At 70.1% G+C, this 23,599-nt stretch carries 19 protein-coding genes; 2 read left to right on the top strand and 17 right to left on the bottom strand.

Annotation, left to right across the window (positions count from 1 at the left end):
• Window positions 1-90 precede the first annotated feature (90 nt).
• The 17 genes from ACFVXJ_RS23570 to ACFVXJ_RS23490 form a co-directional block, all read right to left on the bottom strand.
• Window positions 91-2,043, bottom strand: a complete 1,953-nt coding sequence (locus tag ACFVXJ_RS23570; protein WP_389664383.1) for a hypothetical protein — start codon at window positions 2,041-2,043, stop codon at window positions 91-93.
• Between the two features lie 357 nt (window positions 2,044-2,400).
• Entirely contained in the window at window positions 2,401-2,784 is a 384-nt protein-coding gene (locus ACFVXJ_RS23565) for a DUF6113 family protein (RefSeq protein WP_389664381.1), read from the bottom strand.
• Complete coding sequence (mshB, locus tag ACFVXJ_RS23560; RefSeq protein WP_389664380.1) at window positions 2,781-3,686, bottom strand: N-acetyl-1-D-myo-inositol-2-amino-2-deoxy-alpha-D-glucopyranoside deacetylase; 906 nt, start codon at window positions 3,684-3,686, stop codon at window positions 2,781-2,783. The genes ACFVXJ_RS23565 and mshB overlap by 4 nt, the downstream gene beginning before the upstream one ends.
• Window positions 3,687-3,707: 21 nt before the next feature.
• Window positions 3,708-3,902, bottom strand: a complete 195-nt coding sequence (locus ACFVXJ_RS23555) for a hypothetical protein (protein WP_136213899.1) — start codon at window positions 3,900-3,902, stop codon at window positions 3,708-3,710.
• Between the two features lie 335 nt (window positions 3,903-4,237).
• Window positions 4,238-5,335, bottom strand: coding sequence for an ABC transporter ATP-binding protein (locus tag ACFVXJ_RS23550; protein ID WP_389664378.1), 1,098 nt, complete (start codon window positions 5,333-5,335; stop codon window positions 4,238-4,240).
• A complete protein-coding gene (locus tag ACFVXJ_RS23545; RefSeq protein ID WP_389664376.1) occupies window positions 5,328-6,311 on the bottom strand; it encodes an ABC transporter ATP-binding protein in 984 nt (327 codons plus the stop codon). The genes ACFVXJ_RS23550 and ACFVXJ_RS23545 overlap by 8 nt, the downstream gene beginning before the upstream one ends.
• 13 nt (window positions 6,312-6,324) lie before the next feature.
• On the bottom strand, window positions 6,325-7,323 hold the full coding sequence (locus ACFVXJ_RS23540) for an ABC transporter permease (RefSeq protein ID WP_389664374.1): 999 nt from the start codon (window positions 7,321-7,323) through the stop codon (window positions 6,325-6,327).
• Window positions 7,316-8,239: an ABC transporter permease gene (locus ACFVXJ_RS23535; protein WP_389664373.1), complete on the bottom strand. Its 924-nt coding sequence runs from the start codon at window positions 8,237-8,239 to the stop codon at window positions 7,316-7,318. Before ACFVXJ_RS23535 ends, ACFVXJ_RS23540 begins: the two co-directional genes overlap by 8 nt.
• A 30-nt stretch (window positions 8,240-8,269) precedes the next feature.
• Window positions 8,270-9,898 carry an ABC transporter substrate-binding protein gene (locus tag ACFVXJ_RS23530; RefSeq protein ID WP_389664371.1) on the bottom strand — a complete coding sequence of 543 codons (1,629 nt, stop codon included), beginning with the start codon at window positions 9,896-9,898 and terminating at the stop codon, window positions 8,270-8,272.
• A 105-nt stretch (window positions 9,899-10,003) separates the two neighbouring features.
• Complete coding sequence (locus ACFVXJ_RS23525) at window positions 10,004-10,939, bottom strand: GNAT family N-acetyltransferase (RefSeq protein ID WP_389664369.1); 936 nt, start codon at window positions 10,937-10,939, stop codon at window positions 10,004-10,006.
• A gap of 138 nt (window positions 10,940-11,077) precedes the next feature.
• Window positions 11,078-12,223, bottom strand: a complete 1,146-nt coding sequence (locus ACFVXJ_RS23520; RefSeq protein WP_389664368.1) for an ABC transporter ATP-binding protein — start codon at window positions 12,221-12,223, stop codon at window positions 11,078-11,080.
• Window positions 12,216-13,271 carry an ABC transporter ATP-binding protein gene (locus ACFVXJ_RS23515; RefSeq protein ID WP_389664367.1) on the bottom strand — a complete coding sequence of 352 codons (1,056 nt, stop codon included), beginning with the start codon at window positions 13,269-13,271 and terminating at the stop codon, window positions 12,216-12,218. Before ACFVXJ_RS23515 ends, ACFVXJ_RS23520 begins: the two co-directional genes overlap by 8 nt.
• Window positions 13,272-13,288: 17 nt before the next feature.
• Window positions 13,289-14,209 carry an ABC transporter permease gene (locus ACFVXJ_RS23510; protein WP_389664365.1) on the bottom strand — a complete coding sequence of 307 codons (921 nt, stop codon included), beginning with the start codon at window positions 14,207-14,209 and terminating at the stop codon, window positions 13,289-13,291.
• A gap of 31 nt (window positions 14,210-14,240) precedes the next feature.
• A complete protein-coding gene (locus ACFVXJ_RS23505; protein ID WP_389664363.1) occupies window positions 14,241-15,164 on the bottom strand; it encodes an ABC transporter permease in 924 nt (307 codons plus the stop codon).
• Window positions 15,165-15,335: 171 nt separating this feature from the next.
• Complete coding sequence (locus tag ACFVXJ_RS23500; RefSeq protein WP_389664361.1) at window positions 15,336-16,979, bottom strand: ABC transporter substrate-binding protein; 1,644 nt, start codon at window positions 16,977-16,979, stop codon at window positions 15,336-15,338.
• A 435-nt stretch (window positions 16,980-17,414) separates the two neighbouring features.
• On the bottom strand, window positions 17,415-19,319 hold the full coding sequence (typA, locus tag ACFVXJ_RS23495; protein ID WP_389664359.1) for a translational GTPase TypA: 1,905 nt from the start codon (window positions 19,317-19,319) through the stop codon (window positions 17,415-17,417).
• Between the two features lie 292 nt (window positions 19,320-19,611).
• The gene (locus tag ACFVXJ_RS23490) at window positions 19,612-22,062 is read right to left on the bottom strand and encodes an ABC transporter substrate-binding protein (RefSeq protein ID WP_389664357.1); all 2,451 of its coding nucleotides are present in this window, start codon (window positions 22,060-22,062) and stop codon (window positions 19,612-19,614) included.
• A 377-nt stretch (window positions 22,063-22,439) separates the two neighbouring features.
• Here ACFVXJ_RS23490 and ACFVXJ_RS23485 point away from each other — a divergent pair, with 377 nt between their 5' ends.
• Together ACFVXJ_RS23485 and ACFVXJ_RS23480 are read left to right on the top strand one after the other, a co-directional pair.
• A complete protein-coding gene (locus ACFVXJ_RS23485) occupies window positions 22,440-22,661 on the top strand; it encodes a hypothetical protein (RefSeq protein ID WP_389664356.1) in 222 nt (73 codons plus the stop codon).
• 101 nt (window positions 22,662-22,762) lie between these two features.
• Window positions 22,763-23,599, top strand: coding sequence for a hypothetical protein (locus ACFVXJ_RS23480; protein WP_389664354.1), 837 nt, complete (start codon window positions 22,763-22,765; stop codon window positions 23,597-23,599).

Below are 23,599 nucleotides of genomic sequence, written 5' to 3'. Positions count from 1 at the left end.
GGCCGCAACGGGCGGGAGCCCCGGCCGACCTCCACGTACGAGGAGGTCGGCCGGGGCTCCGGCCCGTTGACTGCGGCGGTCGGCGGTCGGTCAGCTCGCGTTGGTGTCGATGACCGCGGTCCGCTCGGCGGCCGTCTTGCCGCGCAGGGCCTTGCCGAGGGCGCCCGCGACGTCCTGCGGCGTGACGGCGGTCTTCGCGCCGGTACCCCGGGTGACCATGACGCCGTCGAAGGTGTCGCTGTAGGCGGCCTTCAACGCCTCCAGGTCGTACTTCTCGACGAGGTGGCCGTTGACGGCCTGCATGCTGAGGATCTTCGGCAGCGTCTTGGGGCCGAACGCGATGGACTTGCCGCCCGCCTTGACCGTGGCGATGCCGGACATCGCGGGTTCCGCGAAGTCCTTCATCGCGCGGTTCAGTTCGGCCTGGTCGATGGCGGGTTCGCGGTTGGCGGTGGGCAGTTCGACAGGGGTGGTCTTGCCGGTGGCGACCGCGTCGTGGAACGCCTTGACCACCGGGTCGATGGAGCCGTCCACGTCCAGGCTGGTGCCGGCCTGTCCGGGAACGGCGACGGCCTTGCCGGTGTCGAACTTGATCGTGCCCTCGGTCGCCGTACCCGCGCTGCCCGCCATTTCCTGGAGGGCGACCCGCAGCTTCTCCTCGTCCACGGGCATCACCGCTTCGGCGGTGCGCTCCCGGCCGAGGAGGGAGCCGATGACGCTGACGGGGTTGTAGTCGCTGCCCGCGGCGTTGCGGACGGTGGTCTGGCTGTCGATGGTCAGCCCGGCCTTGTCGGGCTTGAGCTCGACCTGCTTGCCGCCGACGGTGAAGCGGAGCGGGGCGGCGGCGCGGGTGCCGAAGTGGTCCTGGAGCTTGGTGACGGCCTCGTCGCGGCCGCCGCTGATGTCGACGCCGAGGACGGTGGTGCCCTTGGGGACGTCGGAGTGGTTCAGCAGCAGCCCGGCGCCGTAGGCCACGCCGAGCAGGGCGATGAGGCCGCCGCCGACCATGACGAGCTTCGAGCGCTTCTTGGCGGGCTTGGCGGGCGCCTTGGGGGCCGGCCGGGTCTGCTTCGGCGGCTGCGGGGCCGCCGTCGGCACGACCGGTCCGGGCACGGCACCACCCGCGGAGGGACCGCCGGGCAGCGGGCCACGGGGCGCGGGAGCGCCGGGGAACGGGTCACCGGGCAGCGGGCCGGGACCACCGACCGGCGGGGCCTCCGGACCGGGCCAGCGCGGCGCGTCGTCGGCGCGTACGGGGGCGGTGCCCAGCGCGGGGCCACCGGTCGGCCCGGTGGGCCCGGCCTGCCGGGCGGCGGGGTCCGTGTAGGCGGGGAACGCCTCGGTGGAGGGCCCGTTGTCGTACCCGGGGGCGCCGAAGTCGGGCCCGTCCAAGCCCGGCCCGTCGAACTCCGGGTACCGCCGGGGCGATCCGGCGCCCGGACCTCCCGGTGCGGCCGGGCCGGGCGGGAACCCCCGGTCGGCGCCGTATCGGGAGGCGGGGGCCTGCGGGCCGGGCGCGCCGGCGGTACGGGGTCCCGCGGGCGCGCCGGGGCCCGCCGGCGCGGGCCCGGCCGGCCCCCGTGTCGCGTCGGGGCCGACCGGTCCGGCGCCCGGGGCGGAGCCGTAGCCCGCGCCGCCCTGCGGGGGGCCGGGCTCGGTCCGCACACCCGCCGGCGGGGTCGGGGCCGCCTTGCGCGGCGCGAACCAGTTGCCGGCCGCCTCGTCCGAGCCGCTGCGGTCCTGCGCGCGGCCCGCCTGGGAGGCGGCCGGGTTCCTCGTGGGCAGCGGCGCGGGCGGCGCCTGCGGGGCGCCCCCCGGCTGCGCGCCGGCGGACGGCGCGGGCGCCGGAGCGGGAGCCCGACCGGCCGCCTCCTCGGACGCACCGGGCCGCGACTCGGCGGACTCCTCGGCGTCCTTCACCGGCTTGCGCACGACGACGGGCGGGATCGGCCGTGAACCCGGGATGTTGATCCGGATCCGGGTCGTCAGGGTGGTCTCGGTCTTCGGCCCGTCGGAGTCGGGCGTGGACGGCTTCGAAGTCACAGGGTTCTCCTCCGTGGCGGTCGCCGCGCCAGGTCCGGGTGGCACAGTCGTGGACGGTTGCCGGCCGGTTCCGTACGGCGGCGTGCCCGAGGGGCGGGCGGCTCCACCGTGCCCTTGGGGCCCGGGGGACGAACTGTCAGTTTCACGACTCAAGGCAGGTTCTCCCGGTTGGCTCCGCCGCCCGTCAACCTTGCGCGGGCAGCTCGGCGGCCCGTCCACCATACTGGCCGCCGTGCGCGCGCAACTGTCCGTCGGGAATCAGGGATTCCTCTTGGGTTTCCAGGGGCCACCCTCGCACGGACCGTCAAACCCCCTCAAGCCGTCCCCGATCCGAGGCCGGCCGAGTTCGACAGCGCATCAGCCTCGGGGGCGGGCGGCCGAATCCGACCGGTGCGGGGCCCCCTTCATCGTGGCGCAGATCACAGAGACGACGACCCCGCCCAAAAGGTAGGCGTACAGCCCCATTCCGGACGAACCGAGCAGGAAGTCCCCTTCGGGGCGCGGCAGGCTGAGCATCACGTACGCCAGGAACCAGCCGGCCGCCGCCGCGCCCACCCCGATGCCGCTGCCGGTCACTAGCCGGCCGGCGAGGAAGACCCCGAAGAGGGCGAGCAGCGCCAGCAGCAGCCCGCCCGGGAACCAGAGGTCGACCACGAGCCAACCGGCCGCGCCGGTCACCGCCCCGGCGACGAGCAGCCCCACGAGGGCGGCGATCCGCCCGACCGTCAGGGTCCCGGTCATGCCGTCACCCCCGCGAACAGGTCGCGCTCCCGCTCGCCCGCCGGGACGCCCGGCTGCCCCGCGACGAGTTCGTAGAACTCGCGGGCGAAGAGCGGCTGGGCCAGATCGTTCGACAGCGCGAAGAAGGGGCCGTCCACGACGACCTGGGTGGCGTGCGCCCGCATCGCGGCGGCCTTGGCCCGCACGAAGGTCTCCCGGCCGTCCTCGTCGCCGATCTCGGCGGTGACCCGCTCGTCCGGCACCACGCCCGGCACGTCCCCCGCGGTCGCGACGCCCGGGAACGGCACGGCCGCACCCGCCGCGCGCAGCCGCGCGAAGCCCTCGTCGACCACCGAACGCGGCACCCGGTTCCAGTAGACCTTGCCGATCCGGTGCGGTTCGCCGAGGTCGCGCCGGTACGTGGGCTCCGCCGCGAGTTCCGCCGCGCGGGTGGCGACCCGGTGGGCCTGGATGTGGTCGGGGTGCCCGTAGCCGCCGTCGGGGTCGTAGGTGACCAGCACCTGCGGCCGCAGTTCGCGGATCACTTCCACCAGGTGCGCGGCGGCCTCGTCGACATCGGCGGACCAGAAGGCCCCGGGCCGGTGGTTCTGCTCCGCGCCCATCATCCCGGAGTCCCGGAAGCGGCCGGGGCCACCGAGGAAGCGGTGGTCGGTGACGCCCAGTTCCTTCATGGCGGCGGCGAGCTCGCCGACGCGGTACGCGCCGAGCGTGTCGTCGCGGTCGGGCGCGAGGTGGGCGAGTTCGGGTGGGATGACCTCGCCCTCCTCGCCGCGCGTGCAGGTGACCAACGCGACATGGGCGCCCTCGGCCGCGTACTTGGCCATGGTGACGCCGTTGTTGATCGACTCGTCGTCCGGGTGCGCGTGTACGAGCAGCAGACGACGGGCGGGAAGACCGTTCATGGGGTCAGCCTACGAGGCCGCCTACAGCTTGAGGCCACTGATCATGCTCGCCACGTTGGACGTGAGCTGGCTGAGGGTGGGCGCGATGGTCGAACTCGCCAGATAGAAGCCGAGGAGCACACAGACGAAGGCGTGTCCCGCCTTCAGCCCCGACTTCCGCACCAGCAGGAAGACGACGATCGCCAGCAGCACCACGGCCGAGATCGAGAGTGCCACGGCGTTTCACCTCCACGTCGAGCGGACATCGGTACGCGTACTCGTGCTCGGCGAAGTCATACCCACCGTGCGCTACGGATCATAACTATCCGTACCAGCGCATCGATCGAATTCCGGCAGCACGAGGGGCGCACGCCGCGCACGTGGAGGGTCACGGGGAGGCCGGCCGGGAAGGCCCTGGGCCCGCCCGACCGGCTGTCGGCACCCGCACGGCCGCACGGGGACCAGGCTGCCCGGTCGATATCTCGGGGCAGATACGGTCAAGTTGCCGCGAAGTAAACGGAGTTGCCCCCGCCGGAGAGGTATTCGGACGCGCACTCGGGGGTGGCCGGAAATCATCGTTCCCCCGGGGGCCGCTCCTCCTTCGACAGCCCCGCCGGCGGTACGGCCGGCGGTGGACCGGGCGGCGGGGCCGTCACCGGCACCACCTGCTTCTCGGCCGCGAAATGACAGGCCGACGGGTGCGCCCTCGGCCCGGACGGGAACCACTCGGGCACGGCGAGCGGCGGCACCTCCACCGCGCACCGCTCCTGCGCCTTCCAGCAGCGCGTGCGGAAGCGGCACCCCGACGGCGGGTCGGCCGGGGAGGGCACCTCGCCGGTCAGGATGATCCGCTCCCGCAGCGCCCTGGCACGCGGGTCGGGCACGGGTACGGCCGAGAGCAGCGCCTGGGTGTAGGGGTGGGTGGGGTGCTCGTAGATCTCGGTGTCGGAGCCGATCTCGACGATGCGGCCCAGGTACATCACGCCGACCCGGTCGGAGATGTGCCGCACGATCGAGAGGTCGTGCGCGATGAACACGTAGGACAGGCTGAACTCGTCCTGGAGGCGCGCCAGCAGGTTGACGACCTGCGCCTGGACCGAGACGTCCAGGGCGGAGACCGGCTCGTCGGCGACGATGATCTCCGGCCGCAGGGCCAGGCCGCGGGCGATGCCGATGCGCTGGCGCTGGCCGCCGGAGAACTGGTGCGGGTACCGGTTGATGTACTCGGGGTTCAGTCCGACCACGTCGAGGAGTTCCCGGACCTTGCGCCGCCGGTCGCCCTTCGGGGCCACCTCGGGGTGGATCTCGTACGGCTCGCCGATGATGTCGCCGACCGTCATGCGCGGGTTCAGCGAGGTGTACGGGTCCTGGAACACCATCTGGATGTTGCGGCGGACGGCCTTGAGGGCGCGGGCGGAGAGCCGGGTGATGTCCTCGCCCTTGTACGAGATCGTCCCCGCGGTCGGACGCTCCAGGTTGACCAGCATCTTGGCGACGGTGGACTTGCCGCAGCCCGACTCGCCGACGATGCCCAGGGTCTCGCCGGCCCCGAGGTCGAAGGAGACGCCGTCCACCGCCCGGACCGCGCCGATCTGCCGCTTGAAGAGGATGCCCTGGGTCAGCGGGTAGTGCTTGACCAGCTCCTTCACCTCCAGGATCGGCTCAGGCATGCAGGCATTCCTTCCAGAAGTGGCAGGCGGAGGTGCGCGGCACGGGCGACTCGGTCACCTCGTAGAGCGGGGGCACGTCGGTGCGGCAGACGGGCCGCGCCATCGGGCAGCGCGGGTTGAACGCGCAGCCGGGCGGGATGTGCAGCAGGTTGGGCGGCAGCCCCTTGATCGCGTAGAGCTCCTGCCCCTTCTGGTCCAGCCGCGGGATCGAGTCCAGCAGCCCCCGGGTGTAGGGGTGGGCGGGGGCGGCGTAGATCTCGTGCACGGGGGCCGCCTCGACGATCCGACCGGCGTACATGACGGCGATCTTGTCGGCGACGTCGGCGACCACGCCGAGGTCGTGGGTGATCAGGATCAGACCCATGTTGTACTCGCGCTGAAGGTCCGCGAGCAGGTCCATGACCTGGGCCTGGACCGTGACGTCCAGGGCGGTGGTGGGCTCGTCCGCGATGATCAGCGCGGGTTCCAGGGCGAGCGCCATGGCGATCATGATGCGTTGGCGCATGCCGCCCGAGAACTGGTGCGGGTAGTCCCCCACCCGCTGCTTGGCCGCCGGGATCCTCACCCGGTCCATCAGCTCGACCGCCTTGGCCCGGGCCGCCTTGCGGGAGAGGCCGTGGTGGACCTCGTACATCTCGCCGAGCTGGGCGCCGACGCTCAGTACGGGGTTCAGCGAGGAGAGGGCGTCCTGGAAGATCATGGCCATCTCGGCCCCGCGGATCTTGCGGCGCTCCTCCTCCCGCATCGTGAGCAGGTCCCGGCCCTGGAACAGGATCTCGCCGCCCGCGATCCGGCCCGGTGGCATGTCCAGGATGCCCATCACGGCCTGCGCGGTCACCGATTTTCCGGAGCCGGACTCGCCGAGCACGGCGAGGGTCTCGCCCGCGTCCACGGAGTAGTCGACGCCGTTGACCGCCTTGGCGACCCCCTCACGGGTGACGAACTCCACGTGCAGGTCGCGCACTTCGAGCAGCATGGGCAAGGGCTCCTCAGCGCAGCTTGGGGTCGAGGGCGTCGCGCACCGCGTCGCCGAGCATGATGAAGGCCAGGACGGTCACGCTCAGCGCGCCGGCCGGATACAGCAGCATGTGCGGGGCGTTGCGGATCTGCGAGGCGGCGTTGGAGATGTCGATGCCCCAGGAGACGGTCGGCGGCCGCAGGCCCACCCCGAGGAACGACAGGGTGGCCTCCAGGGCGATGTAGGTGCCCAGGGCGATGGTGGCGACGACGATGACGGGGGCCACGGCGTTGGGCGCGACGTGCCGCAGCAGCATCCGCGTGTTGCCCGCGCCGAGGGCCCGGGCGGCCTGTACGTAGTCGTTCTGCTTGGCGGTGATCACCGATCCCCGGGCGATGCGGGCGAGTTGGGGCCAGCCGAGCAGCACGATGAAACCGACGACCGGCCACACGGTGGTGCTGGTGACGACGGACAGGAACACCAGCCCGCCGAGGACGACCGGGATGCCGAAGAAGATGTCGGCGATCCGGGAGAGCAGCGAGTCGCCCCACCCGCCGAAGAACCCGGCGAGGCCGCCGAGCGCCGAGCCGAGGAGGGCGGCGCCGAAGGTGGCGCAGACGCCGACGGTGATGGAGGCGCGGGCGCCGTAGACGGTGCGGGTGTAGACGTCGCAGCCCTGGGTGTCGTAGCCGAAGGGGTGTCCCGGGGCCGGGCCCTGCTGTGACTTGGACAGGTCGCAGTGCAACGGGTCGCCGCTCGCGATGAGTTGCGGCCAGATCGCGATGACGACGAGGAAGAGGATCAGCAGCGAGGAAACGACGAAGACGGGGTTGCGGCGCAGTTGGTGCCAGGCGTCGGACCAGAGGGAGCGGGCCTTCTCCGGGCCCGTCGGGTCGTCGCCCAGGGGCTTCTCCAGGCTTTCGGCCTCGTCCAGCGCGAGGTCCATGGGGCCGCCCTGGCCGGTGGGTGCGATGGCCTCTCCCTCTCCGGGTTGCAGTGGGTCGTAGGCGGGCTCGTCGTGCTCAGGCATAACGGATCCTCGGGTCCAGGACCGCGTACAGCAGGTCGACGAGCAGGTTGGCCAGCAGGAAGACGATGACGAGGATCGTCACGAAGCCGACCACGGTCGGGGAGTTGTTGCGCAGGATGCCCTGGTAGAGCTGGTAGCCGACGCCGTGGATGTTGAAGATCCGCTCGGTGACGATGGCGCCGCCCATCAGGGCGCCGATGTCGGTGCCGATGAAGGTGACGACGGGGATCAGCGAGTTGCGCAGCAGGTGCCGGGTGATCACGCGCCTGCGCGGGAGGCCCTTGGCGGTGGCGGTGCGGACGTAGTCGGCCTTGGCGTTCTCGGCGATGGAGGTGCGCGAGAGCCGGGTGACGTAGGCGAGGGAGACGAGCGCGAGGACGATGCCGGGCAGCAGCAGCTCCCCGAAGGGGGCGTCCGGGGAGACCGTGGGCCGCACCCAGCCCCATTTGACGCCGAAGAGGTACTGGAGGAGGTAGCCCGTCACGAAGGTGGGCACGGAGATCACGATCAGGGTGAGGACCAGCAGGCCGGTGTCGACGGACTTGCCGCGGCGCAGTCCGCTGACCACGCCGAGGGTGATCCCGACGATGATCTCGATGACGATGGCGACGATGGTCAGCCGCAGGGTGACGGGGAAGGCCGTGGCCATCAGGTCGGTGACGCTCTGGCCGTTGAAGGCGGTGCCGAAGTCGCCCTGGAAGATCTGACCCATGTAGTGGAGGTACTGCTTCCACAGCGGCTGGTCGAGGAAGAGGTCCTTGCGGATGCGGGCGGCGGTCGCGGGGTCGGGCGCCTTGTCGCCGAAGAGGGCCGCGACGGGGTCACCGAGCGCGTACACCATGAAGAAGATCAGGAACGTGCTGCCGATGAACACCGGGATCATCTGGAGCAGCCGCCGGATCACATAACGTCCCATGGACTGCTCCAGGTTCGATCCGAAGGCGGGTCAGCTGACCTTGATCTCGTTGTAGACCGGGACGCTGAACTGGTTGAGGGTGACGTCGGAGATCCGCTCCGAGTGCCCGGCGCTGCCGTTCTGGTACCAGAGCGGGATGGACGGCATCTGCTCGGCGAGGATCTTCTCGGCGTCCTGGAACTTCGCGATCGCCTTGGCGGAGTCGCTCTCCTGGTTGGCCTCGTCGACGAGCTTGTCGAAGTCCGGGTTGCTGAACTTGCCGTAGTTGGAGGAGGCACCGGTGAAGTAGAGCGGCTGCAGGAAGTTCTGGATCAGCGGGTAGTCGGCCTGCCAGCCGGAGCGGAAGGGACCGGTGAGCTTGTAGGAGCTCTGCTGGTTGCGGAAGTCGGCGAAGGTGCCGACCGGGTTGACGGTGCACACCGGGCCTTCGCCGAGGGTGTTGTTGATGCTGTTGCAGACGGCGTCCATCCACTCGCGGTGCGAGCCGGTGTCGACGTTCGAGGTCAGCGTGATCTTGCCGCCGGGGATGCCGCCGGCGTCCTGGATCATCTTCTTGGCCGCCGCCGGGTTGTACGTGCAGAGGTCGCCGCAGACGTCCTTGAAGCCGCCCTTGTCGCCGAGGGCCGGGGAGGTCCAGTCCTTGGCGGGGGTGCGGGTCTCACGGAAGATCTGCTTGGTGATCTCGTCGCGGTTGATGGCGCGGGAGATGCCCTGCCGGACCTTCTCCATCCCTTCCTTGCCCCAGTTGGCGTCGTACAGGGGGAAGGTGAGGGTCTGGATGATGAGGGCCGGCTGGTTGATGTAACGGTCCCCGAGGTCGTTCTTGACGTTCTTGAGCTGTTGCGCGGGCACGTCGTCGACCAGGTCGAGGTTGCCGGAGATCAGGTCCGTGTAAGCGGTGTTGTTGTCGGTGTAGACCTTGAGGTCCACACCGCCGTTCTGGGCCTTGTCCGGGCCCGGGTAGCCGTCCCACTTGCGCAACTTCATGCCGGTGCCCTTGGTGTACGAGTCCACCGTGTACGGGCCGTTGCCCACGGGCTTGTTCAGCCAGCCCGCGTGGTCGGAGAAGAACGCCTTGGGCAGCGGGGAGAACGCCTGGTAGCCGAGGGTCTGGGGCCAGGTGGAGAACTTCGCCTTCAAGGCGACCGTGAAGGTCTTCGCGTCCTTGACGACCAGCCCCGACATCGTCTTCGCCTTCGGTTCCCCGGAGGCCGGGTGCAGGTCGGCGTACCCGACGATGTCGGCGAAGAAGGGCGCGTTGTTCTGCTTGTGGGTCACGTCCGCCGCGTAGTTCCAGGCGTCCACGAAGGACTGGGCGGTGACCGGCTCACCGTTGCTGAAGGTCCAGCCGTCCTTCAAGGTGATCGTGAAGTGCTGGCTGTCGGTCGTGTCGATCTTCTGGGCGAGCATGTCGACGGCCTCACCCGTCTTCGGGTCGTAGCGCTTCAGGCCCCGGAAGAGCATGTCGAGCACCTTGCCGCCCTGCACCTCGTTGGTGTTGGCCGGCTCCAGCGGGTTCTGCGGGTCACCCCAGGAGGAGCTGACGATGCCCGCCTCCCCGCCGCCCCCGCCGCTGTCGCTTCCGCCGCCGCAACCCGTCGCCGCGAGGGCGACGGCCGCCGCACACGCGGCCCACTTGGCGTGGGTGGCTGCGCGCATGGAGTGCCTCCTAGGTCCCAAAAACCACGTAGGCCCCAATGTCACCCGGGGTGGGGCCCTCAGCACTCATGGTTGGACCGATTCCACCCGGGCGATACGCGCGCGTCACCCCTGTGGGTGCAAACGCAGCTCCCAGGTATCGAGGGCGTAGTGCGGTCTCATTCCGTGCGCCTCGTAAAGCGCCAACGCGCCGGTTTCGTTGCAGGTGTCGACGTCGAGCCCCACGGTGGCCCGGCCGCGCCCGGCGTAGACGGCGAAGGCGTGGCGCAACAGGAAGCCGCCGATGCCCCGGCCGCGCACCTCTTCGCGCACACCGAGGTGGCTGATCCAGCCCATGCCGGTGCGGTCGTCGCGGGTGAGGAGGACGGCCACGTCGCCCGGCGCGGGCAGCGTCGCGATCCAGACCAGGCTCCAGTCGAGGTCCCGGGCGTCGAGGTGGTCCAGCCAGGGCCCGTACCCGCGCTCCACGTGCCCGAAGTGCGCCGCGAAGGTCTCCTCGACCAGGGCGTGCGCCCGCCGCCGGTCGGCCGGGTCCGTACCGCAGTGGCGCAGACCGAGTCCGGCCGGGCCGGGCCCGGCTCCTTCGGCGGGGTCCAGCAGGCGGGTCATGACCTGGTGGCGGCGCACGGCGCGGTAGCCGCGCCGGGCGAGGACTCCGGGGTGGAGGATCGGCCGCGCGTTGAGTTCGAGCCGCAGGACGGCGTCCCGGTCCGGGCCGGCCAGCCGGCGGGCCCGGATCTCCATCGGCTCCAGCAGCCGCAGGGCCGCGGCGGTGTGGCCGGGCAGGACGTAGTGGTCGCCGTCGACCCTGCCCGGCCCGGAGTCGGCCCGGACCAGCGCGTAGGCGACGGGTCGGCCGCGTTGGAAGGCGAGCCAGGAGTCGGTGGCGAGGTCGGTGCCGGGGTGGTGGAGGTCGGCCTCGACACTGCCGAGGTCCGTCTCCGGTCTGCCGATCTCGATCACGTCGACGGCGTTGAGCAGCGCGCAGATGTCGGCGGCGTCCCCGGGCCCGGCGGGGCGGACGGTCAGCGTGTCGGTCATCCGGACACTCTCGGCGGCGCCCCGGCACGGCCGCAACCGCCTTCCCCCGGCGCCCGGCCGCGGGGCGGGGAACGCCGGAGCGCCCGGCGCCGGAGGATTCCGGTGCCGGGCGCTCCGGTGTACGTACGCCTCGCGGGATCAGACGGCCAGGACGGCCTTCTCCTCCGCGAAGTGACAGGCCGACTCGTGGGCGGCCGGGCTGTTCACGGACTTGAAGCGCTCCGGGACCGCCAACAGCGGCTCCTCGGTCGCGCACTTGTCCTCGGCCTTCCAGCAACGGGTGCGGAAGCGGCAACCCGACGGCGGGTTGGCCGGGGAGGGCACGTCGCCGGTGAGGATGATCCGCTCGCGGCCTTCGCGGGCCTCCGGGTCCGGGACCGGGACGGCCGACAGCAGCGCCTGCGTGTACGGGTGCGTCGGGTGGTCGTAGATCTGGGTGTCGGTGCCGATCTCGGCCATCCTGCCCAGGTACATGACGCCGACGCGGTCCGAGATGTGCCGGACGATCGACAGGTCGTGCGCGATGAAGATGTAGGAGAGGTTGAACTCGTCCTGCAGCTTCGCCATCAGGTTGATCACCTGCGCCTGCACCGACACGTCGAGCGCGGAGACCGGCTCGTCGCAGATGATGATCTCCGGGTTGAGCGCCAGGCCGCGGGCGATGCCGATGCGCTGGCGCTGACCGCCGGAGAACTGGTGCGGGTACCGGTTGATGTACTCCGGGTTCAGACCCACGACGTCCAGGAGTTCCTGGACCTTGCGCCGCCGGTCGCCCTTCGGGGCCACCTCGGGGTGGATCTCGAACGGCTCGCCGATGATGTCGCCGACCGTCATGCGCGGGTTCAGCGAGGTGTACGGGTCCTGGAACACCATCTGGATGTTGCGGCGGACGGCTTTGAGGGCCCTGCCCGACAACTTGGTGATGTCCGTGCCCTTGTAGAACACCTCGCCGGACGTCGCCGTCTCCAGCAGCATCAGCAGCTTGGCGACGGTCGACTTGCCGCAACCGGACTCGCCGACGATGCCGAGGGTCTCGCCCTGGTGCAGGTCGAAGGAGACCCCGTCGACCGCGCGAACGGCGCCGATCTGCTTCTTGAACAGGATGCCCTGGGTCAGCGGGAAGTGCTTGACCAGGTTGCGCACCTGGAGGATCGGCTCGCCGCGGTCGACGGGCGCCTCGATGGCGGCCAGGGCCGCCGTCTCGCTCGCCGCGTCGACGACCTCGACCTCACTGATGCCGGGGGTCGCGTCCACGGCGTCGTCCTTCTTGTCCAACTCAGCCATGGAGCTGCTCCTCCCGGAAGTGGCAGGCGCTGCCGCGACCGACCAGTTCGGTGCCGTCCCGCTCGGTCACCGGCAGCAGGGCCGGGACCTCGGTACGGCAGATGTCCTGCGCCTTCGGGCAGCGCGGGTTGAAGGCGCAGCCGGAGGGGGTCTTCAGCAGGTTGGGCGGCAGACCCTTGATCGCGTAGAGCTCCTGGCCCTTCTGGTCCAGGCGCGGGATCGAGTCCAGCAGCCCTCGGGTGTACGGGTGCGCGGGGCGCTTGTAGAGCTCGTGGATCGGCGCCTGCTCGACGATGCGGCCCGCGTACATCACGGCGATCTTGTCCGCCACGTCGGCGACGACGCCGAGGTCGTGGGTGATCAGGATCAGACCCATGTTGTACTCGCGCTGAAGGTCCGCCAGCAGGTCCATGACCTGGGCCTGGACCGTCACGTCGAGCGCCGTGGTGGGCTCGTCCGCGATGATCAGGTCCGGCTCCAGGGCGAGCGCCATGGCGATCATGATGCGCTGGCGCATACCGCCCGAGAACTGGTGCGGGTAGTCGTTGACCCGGCTGCGGGCCGCCGGGATCTTGACCCGCTCCATCAGCTCGATGGCCTTGGCCTTGGCGTCCTTCTTCGACATGCCCTGGTGGACGCGGAACATCTCGCCCAGCTGGTTGCCGACGGAGAACACCGGGTTCAGCGCCGACAGCGCGTCCTGGAAGATCATCGCCATCTTCGGACCGCGCAGCTTGCGCCGCTCGCTCTCCGGGAGCCGGAGGATGTCCTGGCCCTGGAAGAGGATCTCTCCCTGGGAGACCCGCCCGGGGGGCGAGTCGAGGATGCCCATGATCGCCTGGGCGGTCACGGACTTGCCGGAGCCGGACTCGCCGAGCACGGCCAGCGTCTCGCCGGAGGACACGCTGTAGTTGACGCCGTTGACGGCCTTGACGATGCCTTCGCGGGTCTTGAACTCGACGTGCAGGTCGCGCACTTCGAGTACGGGGCCCTCGGCGCCCTCGCCCCTCTGTCGGGGCACTTCTGCGGTGATGCCTGAAGTAGTCATGTGATGGTGCCGCCCTTCTAGCGCAGCTTCGGGTCAAGGGCGTCGCGGAGCCCGTCACCGACGAAAACGAAGCCGAGAACCGTCAGCACGATCGCGATGCTGGGGTACGTCCAGAGGTAGTCCTTGACGCCCATGAAGTCCTTGGCGGCGGCGAGCATGTTGCCCCACTCCGGCACCTCCGGGCTCACGCCGACGCCCAGGAAGGACAGCGAGGCTTCGGCCACGATGGCGCCACCGACGTTGAAGGCGGCGTAGGCCATCACGGCGGCGATGGAGTTGGGGAGGATGTGGCGCAGGATGATCCGGCGGGTGTTGGCGCCCAGGGCGCGCGCCGCCAGTACGTAGTCCGCCTCGCGGACCGACAGGATCGAACTGCGCAGCAGTCGCGAGACCGTCGGCCAGGAGAAGACGGCCAGCGAGATGATCACCGGCGTCACTCCGCGGCCCATCACGATGATGATCACGATGGCGCCGATGAGCAGCGGGAAGGCGAAGAAGACGTCGGCGATGCGCATCAGCACCGAGTCGGTGCCGCGGCCGAAGTAGCCGGCCAGCGCGCCGATGACGATGCCGATCGCGCAGGCCAGGAAGATCGAGGCGAGACCGACGACGACGGCGATGCGGCTGCCGTAGAGGATGCGCGAGAGCTGGTCGCGGCCGAGCGCGTCCGTGCCGAGCAGGTGGTTCCCGCCCGGGCCCTGCAGCGTGTTGGTCAGGTCCTGGGCGTACGGGTCGTGCGGGGACAGCAGGGGCGCGAATATCGCGGTCAGGAACAGCAGGGCGACCAGCACGAGGCCGACGACCGCGAGCTTGTTGGCCAGGAAGCGGTGGCGGATCTCGCCCCACTGCGTGACGCGGGCGATCGCCGGCTCGGCGGGGGCTGCCGGCGCCGTTTGAGCGGGCCCCGCCCCAGCTGTGCTCTTGGTGAGCTCGGACATGGGTGTGACTCCTAGAACAGGCTGCCTGGAATCAGGCGAGACGGATGCGCGGGTCGAGGACCGCGTACAAGAGGTCGACGATCAGGTTGAGCAGAACGAACACGGCGACGCCGAAGCTCACCACGCCGATGATGATCGGGTTGTTCTGCTGCTGGACCGCTTGCACGAGCGCGAGTCCGATGCCGTCCCAGTTGAAGATCGCCTCGGTGATGAGCGCACCACCGAGCAGCGTTCCGAACGAGATGCCCAGGTACGTGACGACCGGGATGATCGAGTTGCGCATCACATGCTTGAAGAGCACCGTCCGCCGGGGCAGACCCTTGGCGACGGCCGTCTTGACGTAGTCGGCGCGCAGCACTTCCAGCATGGTGCCGCGCATGAGGCGGGCGACCAGCGCGGCGTCGAGGATCGCCAGGGTGAAGGCGGGCAGGATCAGGGAGTTGACGGTTCCGTCGGAGATCAGCGGGAACCACGGCAGTTCGATGACGAACGCCTTCTGGAGCACCATGCCGATGACGAACGACGGGAAGCCGACGGCCATCGTCGTGAGCAGCGTGATCAACACGTCCCAGAACGAGTATCTGAACAACGCCGCGACCAGGCCCGCGAGGAGGCCGATCACGATGTCGATGACGATGGCGGTGACGGCCAGCTCGGCGGTGTTGACGAGCTTCGGCTGCAGGATCTCCGTCACCGGTCGGCGCTGCGTGAAGTCCTCGCCGAGGTCACCCTTGGCCAGGTTCGTCACGAAGTGTCCGTACTGGACGGGGAGCGGATCGTTGAGTCCGTAGCGCTCCCTGAGCTGTTCGACGACAGCCGGGTCGCGGGCCTTGTCACCGCCGAGCGAACCCACGGGGTCGCCGGGGAGGATGAACAGACAGCAGAAGAGCACGACCGTCGCACCGAAGAGGACGACCACCATCTGCCCGAGCCGGCGGATCACATATCTGCCCACGATGCCTCCTTCACATACTGAGCGTGGGAATGGGCGGCGTCATCCGATCGGGAGAGAGGCCGCCGCCGGGCGCCGGTAGAGGGGTGCGCCCGGGACTGAACGAAGGCCGTGGAGAGAGGAAGTAGCTCCGCCCCCACGGCCTTCGCTTACCTGATGTGTGTGGAGGGGCCGCTACTTGAGCGAGATCTCCGCGAGGGTCGGGTCCTCGTAGAAGTCCATGTTGATGTTCTTGAACTTCTTGCTGTTGACCAGGCGGTACTGGGTGCGCTGCCACAGCGGGATGACACCCTGGTCGGTGTCGACCGCGAGCTTCTCCGCCTGCTTGTACAGGGCGGCGCGTGCGGCGTCGTCCTTGGTCGCCTTGGCGGTGACGAGCAGCTTGTCGAACTCCGGGTTGGAGTAACGGCCGCGGTTGTCGCCCTGCGCCTTGCCGGTCGCCGGGTCCTCACCGATGCCGGTGGTGCTCAGCAGCGGGGTCATGAAGTTGTCCGCGGTCGGGTAGTCGGCGGTCCACGCCTGACGCCACAGACCGGAGGTCGCCTTGTCCTGCTGGGTGGCCAGCGCCTCCTTGAACGGCTTGCCGTCCAGCTTGACCTCGAGGCCGAGGACGTCCTTCAGCTGCTGCGCGACGGCCTGGACCCACTCTTCGTGGCCGGCGCCGGTGTTGTAGCCGAAGTTGACGACGGTGCCCGGCTTGAGGCCGCCCTTCTCGGCGTACTCCTTGGCCTTCGCCACGTCCTGCTTGACGCAGGAGGTGCAGACACCGGCCTGGTAGACGTCGGCGAACGACGGCGGCAGGAACGCGGTGGCCGGCTTCTGCAGACCCTGGAAGACGCCCTTGGTGATCGCCTCGCGGTCGATCGCGTAGGAGATCGCCTTGCGCGCGTCCGGATTGTTGAAGGGCGCGTTCTGGTTGAAGATGTTCAGGTAGTTGATGCCGGAGAAGTCACCGGAGATCCACTCGCCCTGCGGGTCGTACTTGGCCTTGGCCGCGGTCAGCTGCGGCGTGGGCATACGGGCGTAGTCGAACTGACCCGACTGGAAGCCCTGGTACTCAAGGGTGTTGCCGTTGGCCGGGTTCAGGATCTTCGCCTCGACCTTGTCGAGGTGAGCCTTCTCCAGGCCGTAGTCGTCGTTGCGCACGAGCGTGATCGACGTGTTGTGCTGCCACGGAGCGGTCATCTTGAAGGCGCCGTTGCCGATGGGCTGGTCGTTGAACTTCTTGTTGTCACCGGCGCCGGCGACCTTCGGCACGGGGCTGAAGACGGAGTGCGCGGTCTTCTTGACGAACTCGAAGTCCGGGATGGACAGCTCCACCTTGAGGGTGGTGGCGTCCACGGCCGTCAGACCGGCGAACTTGTCGCTCTTGCCGCTGTGCAGGTCCTCGTAGCCGGCGATGTCGGCCATGTGGTACGAGACGTCGGAGGCGGACGCCTTGGCGGAGACACGGGTCCAGCCGCGGACGAAGGCCTCGGCGTCGACCGGCTCACCGTTGGTGAACTTGGTGCCGGCCTTGATCTTGAACGTCCAGGTCTTGCCGTCGTCGCTCGGCGTGCCGGACTCGGCCAGCTTCGGGATCAGCTTGCCGTCGTTGGACGTGTCGTACAGCCCCGTGAAGAGCGCGCGGGCGATGACGATGCCCTCGGACTCCTGCGCGTTGACGGGGTCGATGGCGGTCGGCTCGGTGATACCGAAGCGGAACGTACCGCCCGACGCGCCGTCAGACTTCTTGTCGTCGCCACCGCCGCACGCCGTGGCAGCCATCGCCACGATGACGGCACCCACGACCCACTTGGCGCTCGTTGCTCCGCGCATGGGTAATTGCCTCCTCAGGAGTCACTGTCGATAGTGAAGGGCCGTCCCCCGCTGACACCCCTGACAGCGAAATCCGGTCCCGTCGTGTGCTCGTGAGTCGACGCTCCCCACAGCGTGTGACCCATTGACCCGAGCTCAATGGAGCCATCCTCGGCGACACCCAGACCGTAAACCACACTTACGTGGTCTCGTTTTCACAACATCACCGCATGGCGAAAACCCGAAATCCGGACAAACGGATAGGAGACAGACACGTGCGAAACGGACGGTTAGCTCACCTTCCGGAGTGTCACGGTCGGTATGCGGACACCAGACGACATAAATCCGCTTGACAAAAGCGAACAGCCCCTCCCCTCACGGACATCGTGAGGGGAGGGGCCGGTCGACCGAACGGCTTTCAGCCGCCGCCGGAGCGGGGCTCAGGCAATTCGCCTGTCACTTACCGGACTTGGCACGCGACGCGGTGCGCGAGCGCTCCTTCTGGTCCAGCACGACCTTACGGATGCGGACGGCCTCCGGGGTCACCTCGACGCACTCGTCGTCGCGGCAGAACTCCAGGGACTGCTCCAGGGAGAGCCTGCGGGGCGGCACCACGTTCTCGGTGTTGTCCGCGGAAGCCGCACGCATGTTGGTGAGCTTCTTCTCCTTGGTGATGTTCACGTCCATGTCGTCGGAGCGCGAGTTCTCACCGACGATCATGCCCTCGTACACCTCGGTGCCGGGCTCGGTGAACAGCACACCGCGCTCCTGGAGGTTGATCATCGCGAAGGGGGTGACCGCGCCGGCGCGGTCGGCGACCAGCGAACCGTTGTTACGGGTCACCAGCGGGCCGAACCACGGCTCGTGGCCCTCGTGGATCGAGTGGGCGATACCGGTGCCGCGGGTGTTCGTCAGGAACTCCGTACGGAAGCCGATGAGACCGCGCGACGGGACGACGAACTCCATGCGCACCCAGCCGGAGCCGTGGTTCGACATGTTGTCCATGCGGCCCTTGCGGACGCCCATGAGCTGCGTGACGGCGCCCATGTGCTCCTCGGGCACGTCGATCGTCATGCGCTCGACCGGCTCGTGCACCTTGCCGTCGATCTCCTGGGTGACGACCTGCGGCTTGCCGATGGTCAGCTCGAAGCCCTCGCGGCGCATCTGCTCGACCAGGATGGCGAGCGCCAGCTCACCACGGCCCTGGACCTCCCAGGCGTCCGGGCGCTCGGTGTCGAGCACGCGGAGCGAGACGTTGCCGACGAGCTCGCGGTCGAGGCGGTCCTTGACCTGGCGGGCGGTGACCTTGCGGTCCTTGACGGCGGACTTGGCGTCCGCGCCCTTGCCCGTGCCACCGCGGCCGACGAGCGGCGAGGTGTTGGTGCCGATGGTCATGGAGATGGCCGGCTCGTCCACCGAGATCAGCGGCAGCGCGATCGGGTTCTCCGGGTCGGCCAGGGTCTCGCCGATCATGATCTCGGGGAAACCGGCCACCGCGCAGATGTCGCCCGGGCCCGCCACCTCGGCCGGCTTGCGGGTGAGCGCCTCGGTCATCATCAGCTCGGTGATGCGGACGTTGGACATCGTGCCGTCACGCTTGATCCACGCGACGGTCTGGCCCTTGCGCAGCTCGCCCTGCTCGACGCGGACCAGGGCGATGCGGCCGAGGAAGTTGTCGGCGTCCAGGTTGGTGACGTGGGCCTGGAGGGGGGCCTCCTCGTCGTACACCGGGGCGGGGACGTGCTCCAGGATGGTGGAGAAGAACGGCTCCAGGCTGTCGCTGTCGGCGGGGACGGTGCCGTCCTCCGGCTTGGTCAGCGAGGCGATGCCATCACGGCCACAGGCGTAGACGATCGGGAACTCGATCTGCTCCTCGGTCGCGTCCAGGTCCAGGAAGAGGTCGTACGTCTCGTTGACGACCTCGTCGATCCGGGAGTCCGGGCGGTCCGTCTTGTTGATGCAGAGGATGACCGGCATCTTCGCCTGGAGCGCCTTGCGGAGCACGAAGCGGGTCTGCGGCAGCGGACCCTCGGAGGCGTCCACGAGGAGGACGACCGCGTCCACCATCGACAGACCGCGCTCGACCTCGCCACCGAAGTCGGCGTGGCCGGGGGTGTCGATGATGTTGATCGTGATGGGCGCCCCGCCGTCCTTGGGGTGGTACTTCACCGCCGTGTTCTTGGCGAGGATCGTGATGCCCTTCTCACGCTCCAGGTCGTTCGAGTCCATCATGCGGTCGTCGAGGTGCTGGTGGGCGGCGAAGGCACCGGCCTGCTTGAGCATGGCATCGACGATGGTCGTCTTGCCATGGTCGACGTGGGCGACGATGGCGACGTTACGGATGTCGTGGCGCGTGGGCACTTCGGCGCTTCTCCCGGGATCGTGGATGGCGGCGCGTACGGTCCGGCACGCGAGCCTTGAGCCGGGCGGAAACCTGCCACGGCCTTACCCCATGGTACGTCGAATGGCGGGAACCGCATGCCGTGGGGTCTGTCAAGGGGCCGGACGACTGAGCGGGGGCGGGTGTGGGGTGGGGGGCCGCGACCCTGGCAGTCGCCCGTATTCGCCTGGGATCAACGCGGGTCAACGGGTATCCACGACCTTGCCCGCCGGGTGTCCGGCGGGCAAGGCAATTGAGTCACATCTGAGGTTGCTACTTCTTTCCGTTCTTCTCCGGGGCCGCGCCCGGCTTCTTCCAGCCGATGTCCTGGAAGCGGGGGGTGCCGAGGCCGAAGGCGCCCGCGTTGACCAGGTTCGGCTTGACGGCCACCAGCTCGGGGCGCTGGTAGAGCGGGATGGACCCCGCGGCGGCCCAGATCCGCGCGTCCGCCTTGCGGATCAGCTCGCGCGACTGCTCCTCGTCGAGCTCACCGAGCGCCTGGTCGAAGAGCTGGTCGATGTGGTCGGTGCCCACCCGGGTGTAGTTCTGCTCCACGAGCAGCGAGCCGTCGGCGGCCGGCGCCGGCTTGGCGAAGATGGGCCGGGCGTCGGTGGCCGGGTAGGCCGTCGCGGGCCAGGAGTAGAGCGCCAGGTCGTACTGGCCGGAGGCGATGTGGTCCTTGAAGAAGCTCTCGTCGGCGACCTTGGTCAGCTCGGTCTGGATGCCGACCTTCCGGAGCATCTGCGAGATCCGCTCGCCCACCGTCCGCAGCGCCTCCGAGCCGGGTCCCGCGGGAAGCACGAACCGCAACGTCAGGGGCTTGCCGTCCTTGGCGAGCGGGGCGCCTGCCCGGTTCTGCTTGGCCGGGGCCGCCGGGGCCGGGCTGACCTTCGCCGGTTGAGGCGCGGGGGCCGGGTCCTTGGCGTCGGCGCCGTCCTTGGCGTCCGCGCCGTCCTGGCCGTCCCGGGCCGCGGCCCGCTTGGCGTCGTCGATGACCTTCGTCGCCTGGGCCAGCAGCGCCTGCTCCTGCCGGGCCGCGAGGGGGGCCGGGGCCAGCACCGGCGAGGGCCGGCCGGCTGTGGCGTCCGGTGCGAAGCGGTCCGCGTCGACGATCTCCCCGTCCGGGGCGTACAGGCCCTCGGGCAGGCTCGCCTCGGCGGGCAGCATGCCCGCGCCCCGCAGGCCGCCGTGGGCCCGGTGGTCGCCGGGCCGGGCCGCCCGGACGCCGTGCCCGGCGCCCGCGGGCTTGTCGTCGCCGTTGCGGTCGTCCTGGCCGACGATGTAGAGGCCGTCGTTGCCGGTGCCGGGGCCCGAGGGGGTCTTGCCGTCGTCCTTCGCGACCGCGTCCTCGCCCTCCGGGCCCGCCTTGGCGCCCGGCTCCTTGATCTTGCCGCCCCGGTGCCAGCCCGCGTCGGCCAGCAGCGCCTGGGCCGCCTGGGTGTCCTGGCCGCCGAGGGCGTCGCTGTTGTCGGCGTACGCGCGCTGCCCGGCCAGCGCCAGGTGGCTGCCGACGGGCTGCGCGGGCAGGCCGAGCGGCTTCAGTACGGTCTCCGCCAGGGCCTTGCGGTCGATGGCCCGGGCCACCGCGCGCCGGACCCGCTCGTCGGAGAGGGGACCGGAGGCCCCGTTCATGGCCAGTTGCGTGTAGGCGGGCTCCAACGACTTGCGGACCGTGAAGGTGCGCAGGGCCGCCTGCTCGTCGGTGTACTTCTTGGCCGCGTCCGCGTTCCTGGCCCGGGTCTCCTGCTCCTCCCGGGCCTTGTTCTCGTCGGCGCCGTACGCCAGCGCCCAGGACATCGTGGCCTCCGCGGCCGTCCCCGCGGCGCCGGGACCGTGCGCGCCGCTCCCCTGGCCGGCCTCCCGCTGGGCCAGGGCGATCCGGTCGGCGCCCGCCCGGTCGACCTCCGCCATGTCGAGCCGGCCCGCGGCGAGGGCGGCCGGGCGCTCGGAGCGCGGGACGGCGGTCAGCACGAGGCTGTCCAGCTTGGCGGGCCGGCCCCACCAGCGGGCGTTGCGGGTCAGCGCCGCCGTGCCGGTCTTCTTGTCGATGGTGCCCAGGTTGAAGGGTCCGGCGGTGACCTTGAGGGCGCCGCGCGCGCCCTCGTTGAAGGACTCGGGGGTGCCGGTGACCTGCTTCGGGTAGAGCGGGCTGAACAGCGAGCGCCAGTCGGTGTACGGCTTGGCGAAGGTGACCTTGACCTCCAGGTCGGTCTTGCCGCGCTCGATCTTCTCGATCCGGTCGTAGCCGGCGTTGCGCGCGGTCCAGTACGCCGAGTCCTTGCCGTTCAGGGCCCGCCACTGGGCGACGAAGTCGGCGGCGCCGATCTCGCGGCCGTCGCTCCACACCGCCTGCTGGTTCAGCTTGTACAGGACGACCTGCTTGGGCTCCCGCTCGACGATCTCCGCCTTCTCCAGGTAGTCGGGATCGGCCACCGGCCGGCCCTTGTCGTCGAGCGTGAACAACTGCGGCAGCACCGCTCCGGCGATCCGGGCGGTGGTGCCGTCGGCGTCGGCCTGGAAGGTGTTCAGGGTCTCCGGCAGGGTGTCCACGGCCCAGCGCAGCACGCCGCCGTCGGCGACCCGGTCGCGGGCCGTCGCGGCGATGTCCTGGCCGGCGGCGACCGGACCGCCCTCGTCCTCACCCGCGCCGCATCCCGCGAGCAGCGGCAGTGCGAGGACTCCCGAGGTCAGCAGCGCCAAGGACCTGCGCCTTCTCTGGGTCATGGGTGGTACCTCCGGGGCGGGGCGTGGGGTGAGCCTGAGCATGAAGCTTGATCAATTTGGCGGTATATGGAGCTGATCACACTGCCTGCGAAACCCACTGAAATCGACGGCCCGCCGGGGGCCCCGGAGGGAGGCCGCGCCACGCCGCGAACCCCACCCGTGCGGACCAATCCCTTTGCGGCAGGGCGTTCCCGAGGGCGTCGGCTTGAGGGGCGTTCCCCCGTACGAGGGATGAGAATGGGGGCAGGGAGGGGCGCACACATCGCGCCTGCGCGCCCGCAATCGCTGCACGTCCCTTCACAACGGGGGAAGGGAAGCGCGACACTCGCAGGCGCCCAGGAGCATTGCCACCGCACGCGCGGAAGTGAGGGCACGTCATGTCCCTGCAAGACGATTTGACCGCCGTACGACGGAATCTGAACGAGCTGGTCCGCTCCGTCGAGCGGCTGGAACGGGATGTCGCCCGCCAGGCCCCGGCCGCCTCCGGGCCGGCCGGCCGAGAGGGCATGGTCAGCGTCCCGGACACCCCGTACGACAGCACGCTGTGGACGGATTCGGACGACGAGGGCCTCGGGGCCCGCGACCGCCGGGCCCCCTGACCCGGCATACTCCCCCGCACACCCACCCCCTCAGGCCCGGCCGCCGCGGTACGCGGCCGGGTCTCCCGGGCCACCCCTCTTCACTCCACCCGGAGTCCCCCTTGGCCACAGGCACGGACCTGCCCCCATCCCACCGGCCCCCTCGGGCCGGCGGTGTCCACGAACCCTCCCGGGCCGCCATCGCGGCCCGTCACCTGCGGACCGACCGGTGGTGGCTCTCGCCCGCCGGCACCGCGGCCGGACTGCTCGCCTTCATCGCGTACTCGACCTGGCGGGCCTTCGCGAACGCCGACTACTACGCGGCCCCCTACGTCTCGCCGTTCTACTCGCCCTGTCTGGCGGAGAACTGCCGGACCATGCGCGGCGGCCCCAACCTGGACCTGTTCGGGAGCTGGTGGGGCCTGTCCCCCGCCCTGCTGATCCTGATCTTCCCGCTCGGCTTCCGGCTGACCTGCTACTACTACCGGAAGGCGTACTACCGGGGCTTCTGGGCCTCGCCGCCCGCCTGCGCGGTCGCCGAGCCGCACACCGCGTACACGGGCGAGACCCGTTTCCCGCTGATCCTGCAGAACGCGCACCGGTACTTCTTCTACGCGGCGCTCCCGGTCGCGGCGATCCTCACCTACGACACGGTGCTGACCTTCCGCGACCACCGTTACGCCTGGGGCCACATGGGCCTCGGCACGCTGTTGTTCGTCGTCAACATCGTGCTGATCTGGGCCTACACGATCTCCTGCCACTCCTGCCGGCACATCATCGGCGGCCGCCTCAAGCACTTCTCCAAGCACCCCGTCCGCTACCGCCTGTGGGGCTGGGTGAGCCGGCTCAACGCCCGCCACATGCAGCTCGCGTGGGCCTCGCTGATCAGCGTCGCCCTGTGCGATCTGTACGTCTACCTGCTGGCGAGCGGCGCCTTCACCGACCCGAGGATCTTCTGA

The sequence above is a fragment of the Streptomyces sp. NPDC058279 genome, from assembly GCF_042881255.1.
Classification (GTDB): Bacteria; Actinomycetota; Actinomycetes; order Streptomycetales; family Streptomycetaceae; genus Streptomyces.
Note: the sequence above shows the minus strand (reverse complement) of the source record. Positions and strands in the feature narration are given on the sequence as shown.

What these genes read in the sequence shown, in the direction of transcription:
- ACFVXJ_RS23515 (WP_389664367.1), bottom strand. Translation starts at nt 13,271, where the DNA reads ATGACTACTTCAGGCATCACCGCAGAAGTGCCCCGACAGAGGGGCGAG.
- ACFVXJ_RS23525 (WP_389664369.1), bottom strand. Translation starts at nt 10,939, where the DNA reads ATGACCGACACGCTGACCGTCCGCCCCGCCGGGCCCGGGGACGCCGCC.
- ACFVXJ_RS23550 (WP_389664378.1), bottom strand. Translation starts at nt 5,335, where the DNA reads ATGCCTGAGCCGATCCTGGAGGTGAAGGAGCTGGTCAAGCACTACCCG.
- ACFVXJ_RS23535 (WP_389664373.1), bottom strand. Translation starts at nt 8,239, where the DNA reads ATGGGACGTTATGTGATCCGGCGGCTGCTCCAGATGATCCCGGTGTTC.
- ACFVXJ_RS23545 (WP_389664376.1), bottom strand. Translation starts at nt 6,311, where the DNA reads ATGCTGCTCGAAGTGCGCGACCTGCACGTGGAGTTCGTCACCCGTGAG.
- ACFVXJ_RS23510 (WP_389664365.1), bottom strand. Translation starts at nt 14,209, where the DNA reads ATGTCCGAGCTCACCAAGAGCACAGCTGGGGCGGGGCCCGCTCAAACG.
- ACFVXJ_RS23490 (WP_389664357.1), bottom strand. Translation starts at nt 22,062, where the DNA reads ATGACCCAGAGAAGGCGCAGGTCCTTGGCGCTGCTGACCTCGGGAGTC.
- ACFVXJ_RS23485 (WP_389664356.1), top strand. Translation starts at nt 22,440, where the DNA reads ATGTCCCTGCAAGACGATTTGACCGCCGTACGACGGAATCTGAACGAG.
- ACFVXJ_RS23530 (WP_389664371.1), bottom strand. Translation starts at nt 9,898, where the DNA reads ATGCGCGCAGCCACCCACGCCAAGTGGGCCGCGTGTGCGGCGGCCGTC.
- ACFVXJ_RS23520 (WP_389664368.1), bottom strand. Translation starts at nt 12,223, where the DNA reads ATGGCTGAGTTGGACAAGAAGGACGACGCCGTGGACGCGACCCCCGGC.
- ACFVXJ_RS23565 (WP_389664381.1), bottom strand. Translation starts at nt 2,784, where the DNA reads ATGACCGGGACCCTGACGGTCGGGCGGATCGCCGCCCTCGTGGGGCTG.
- ACFVXJ_RS23540 (WP_389664374.1), bottom strand. Translation starts at nt 7,323, where the DNA reads ATGCCTGAGCACGACGAGCCCGCCTACGACCCACTGCAACCCGGAGAG.
- mshB (WP_389664380.1), bottom strand. Translation starts at nt 3,686, where the DNA reads ATGAACGGTCTTCCCGCCCGTCGTCTGCTGCTCGTACACGCGCACCCG.
- ACFVXJ_RS23500 (WP_389664361.1), bottom strand. Translation starts at nt 16,979, where the DNA reads ATGCGCGGAGCAACGAGCGCCAAGTGGGTCGTGGGTGCCGTCATCGTG.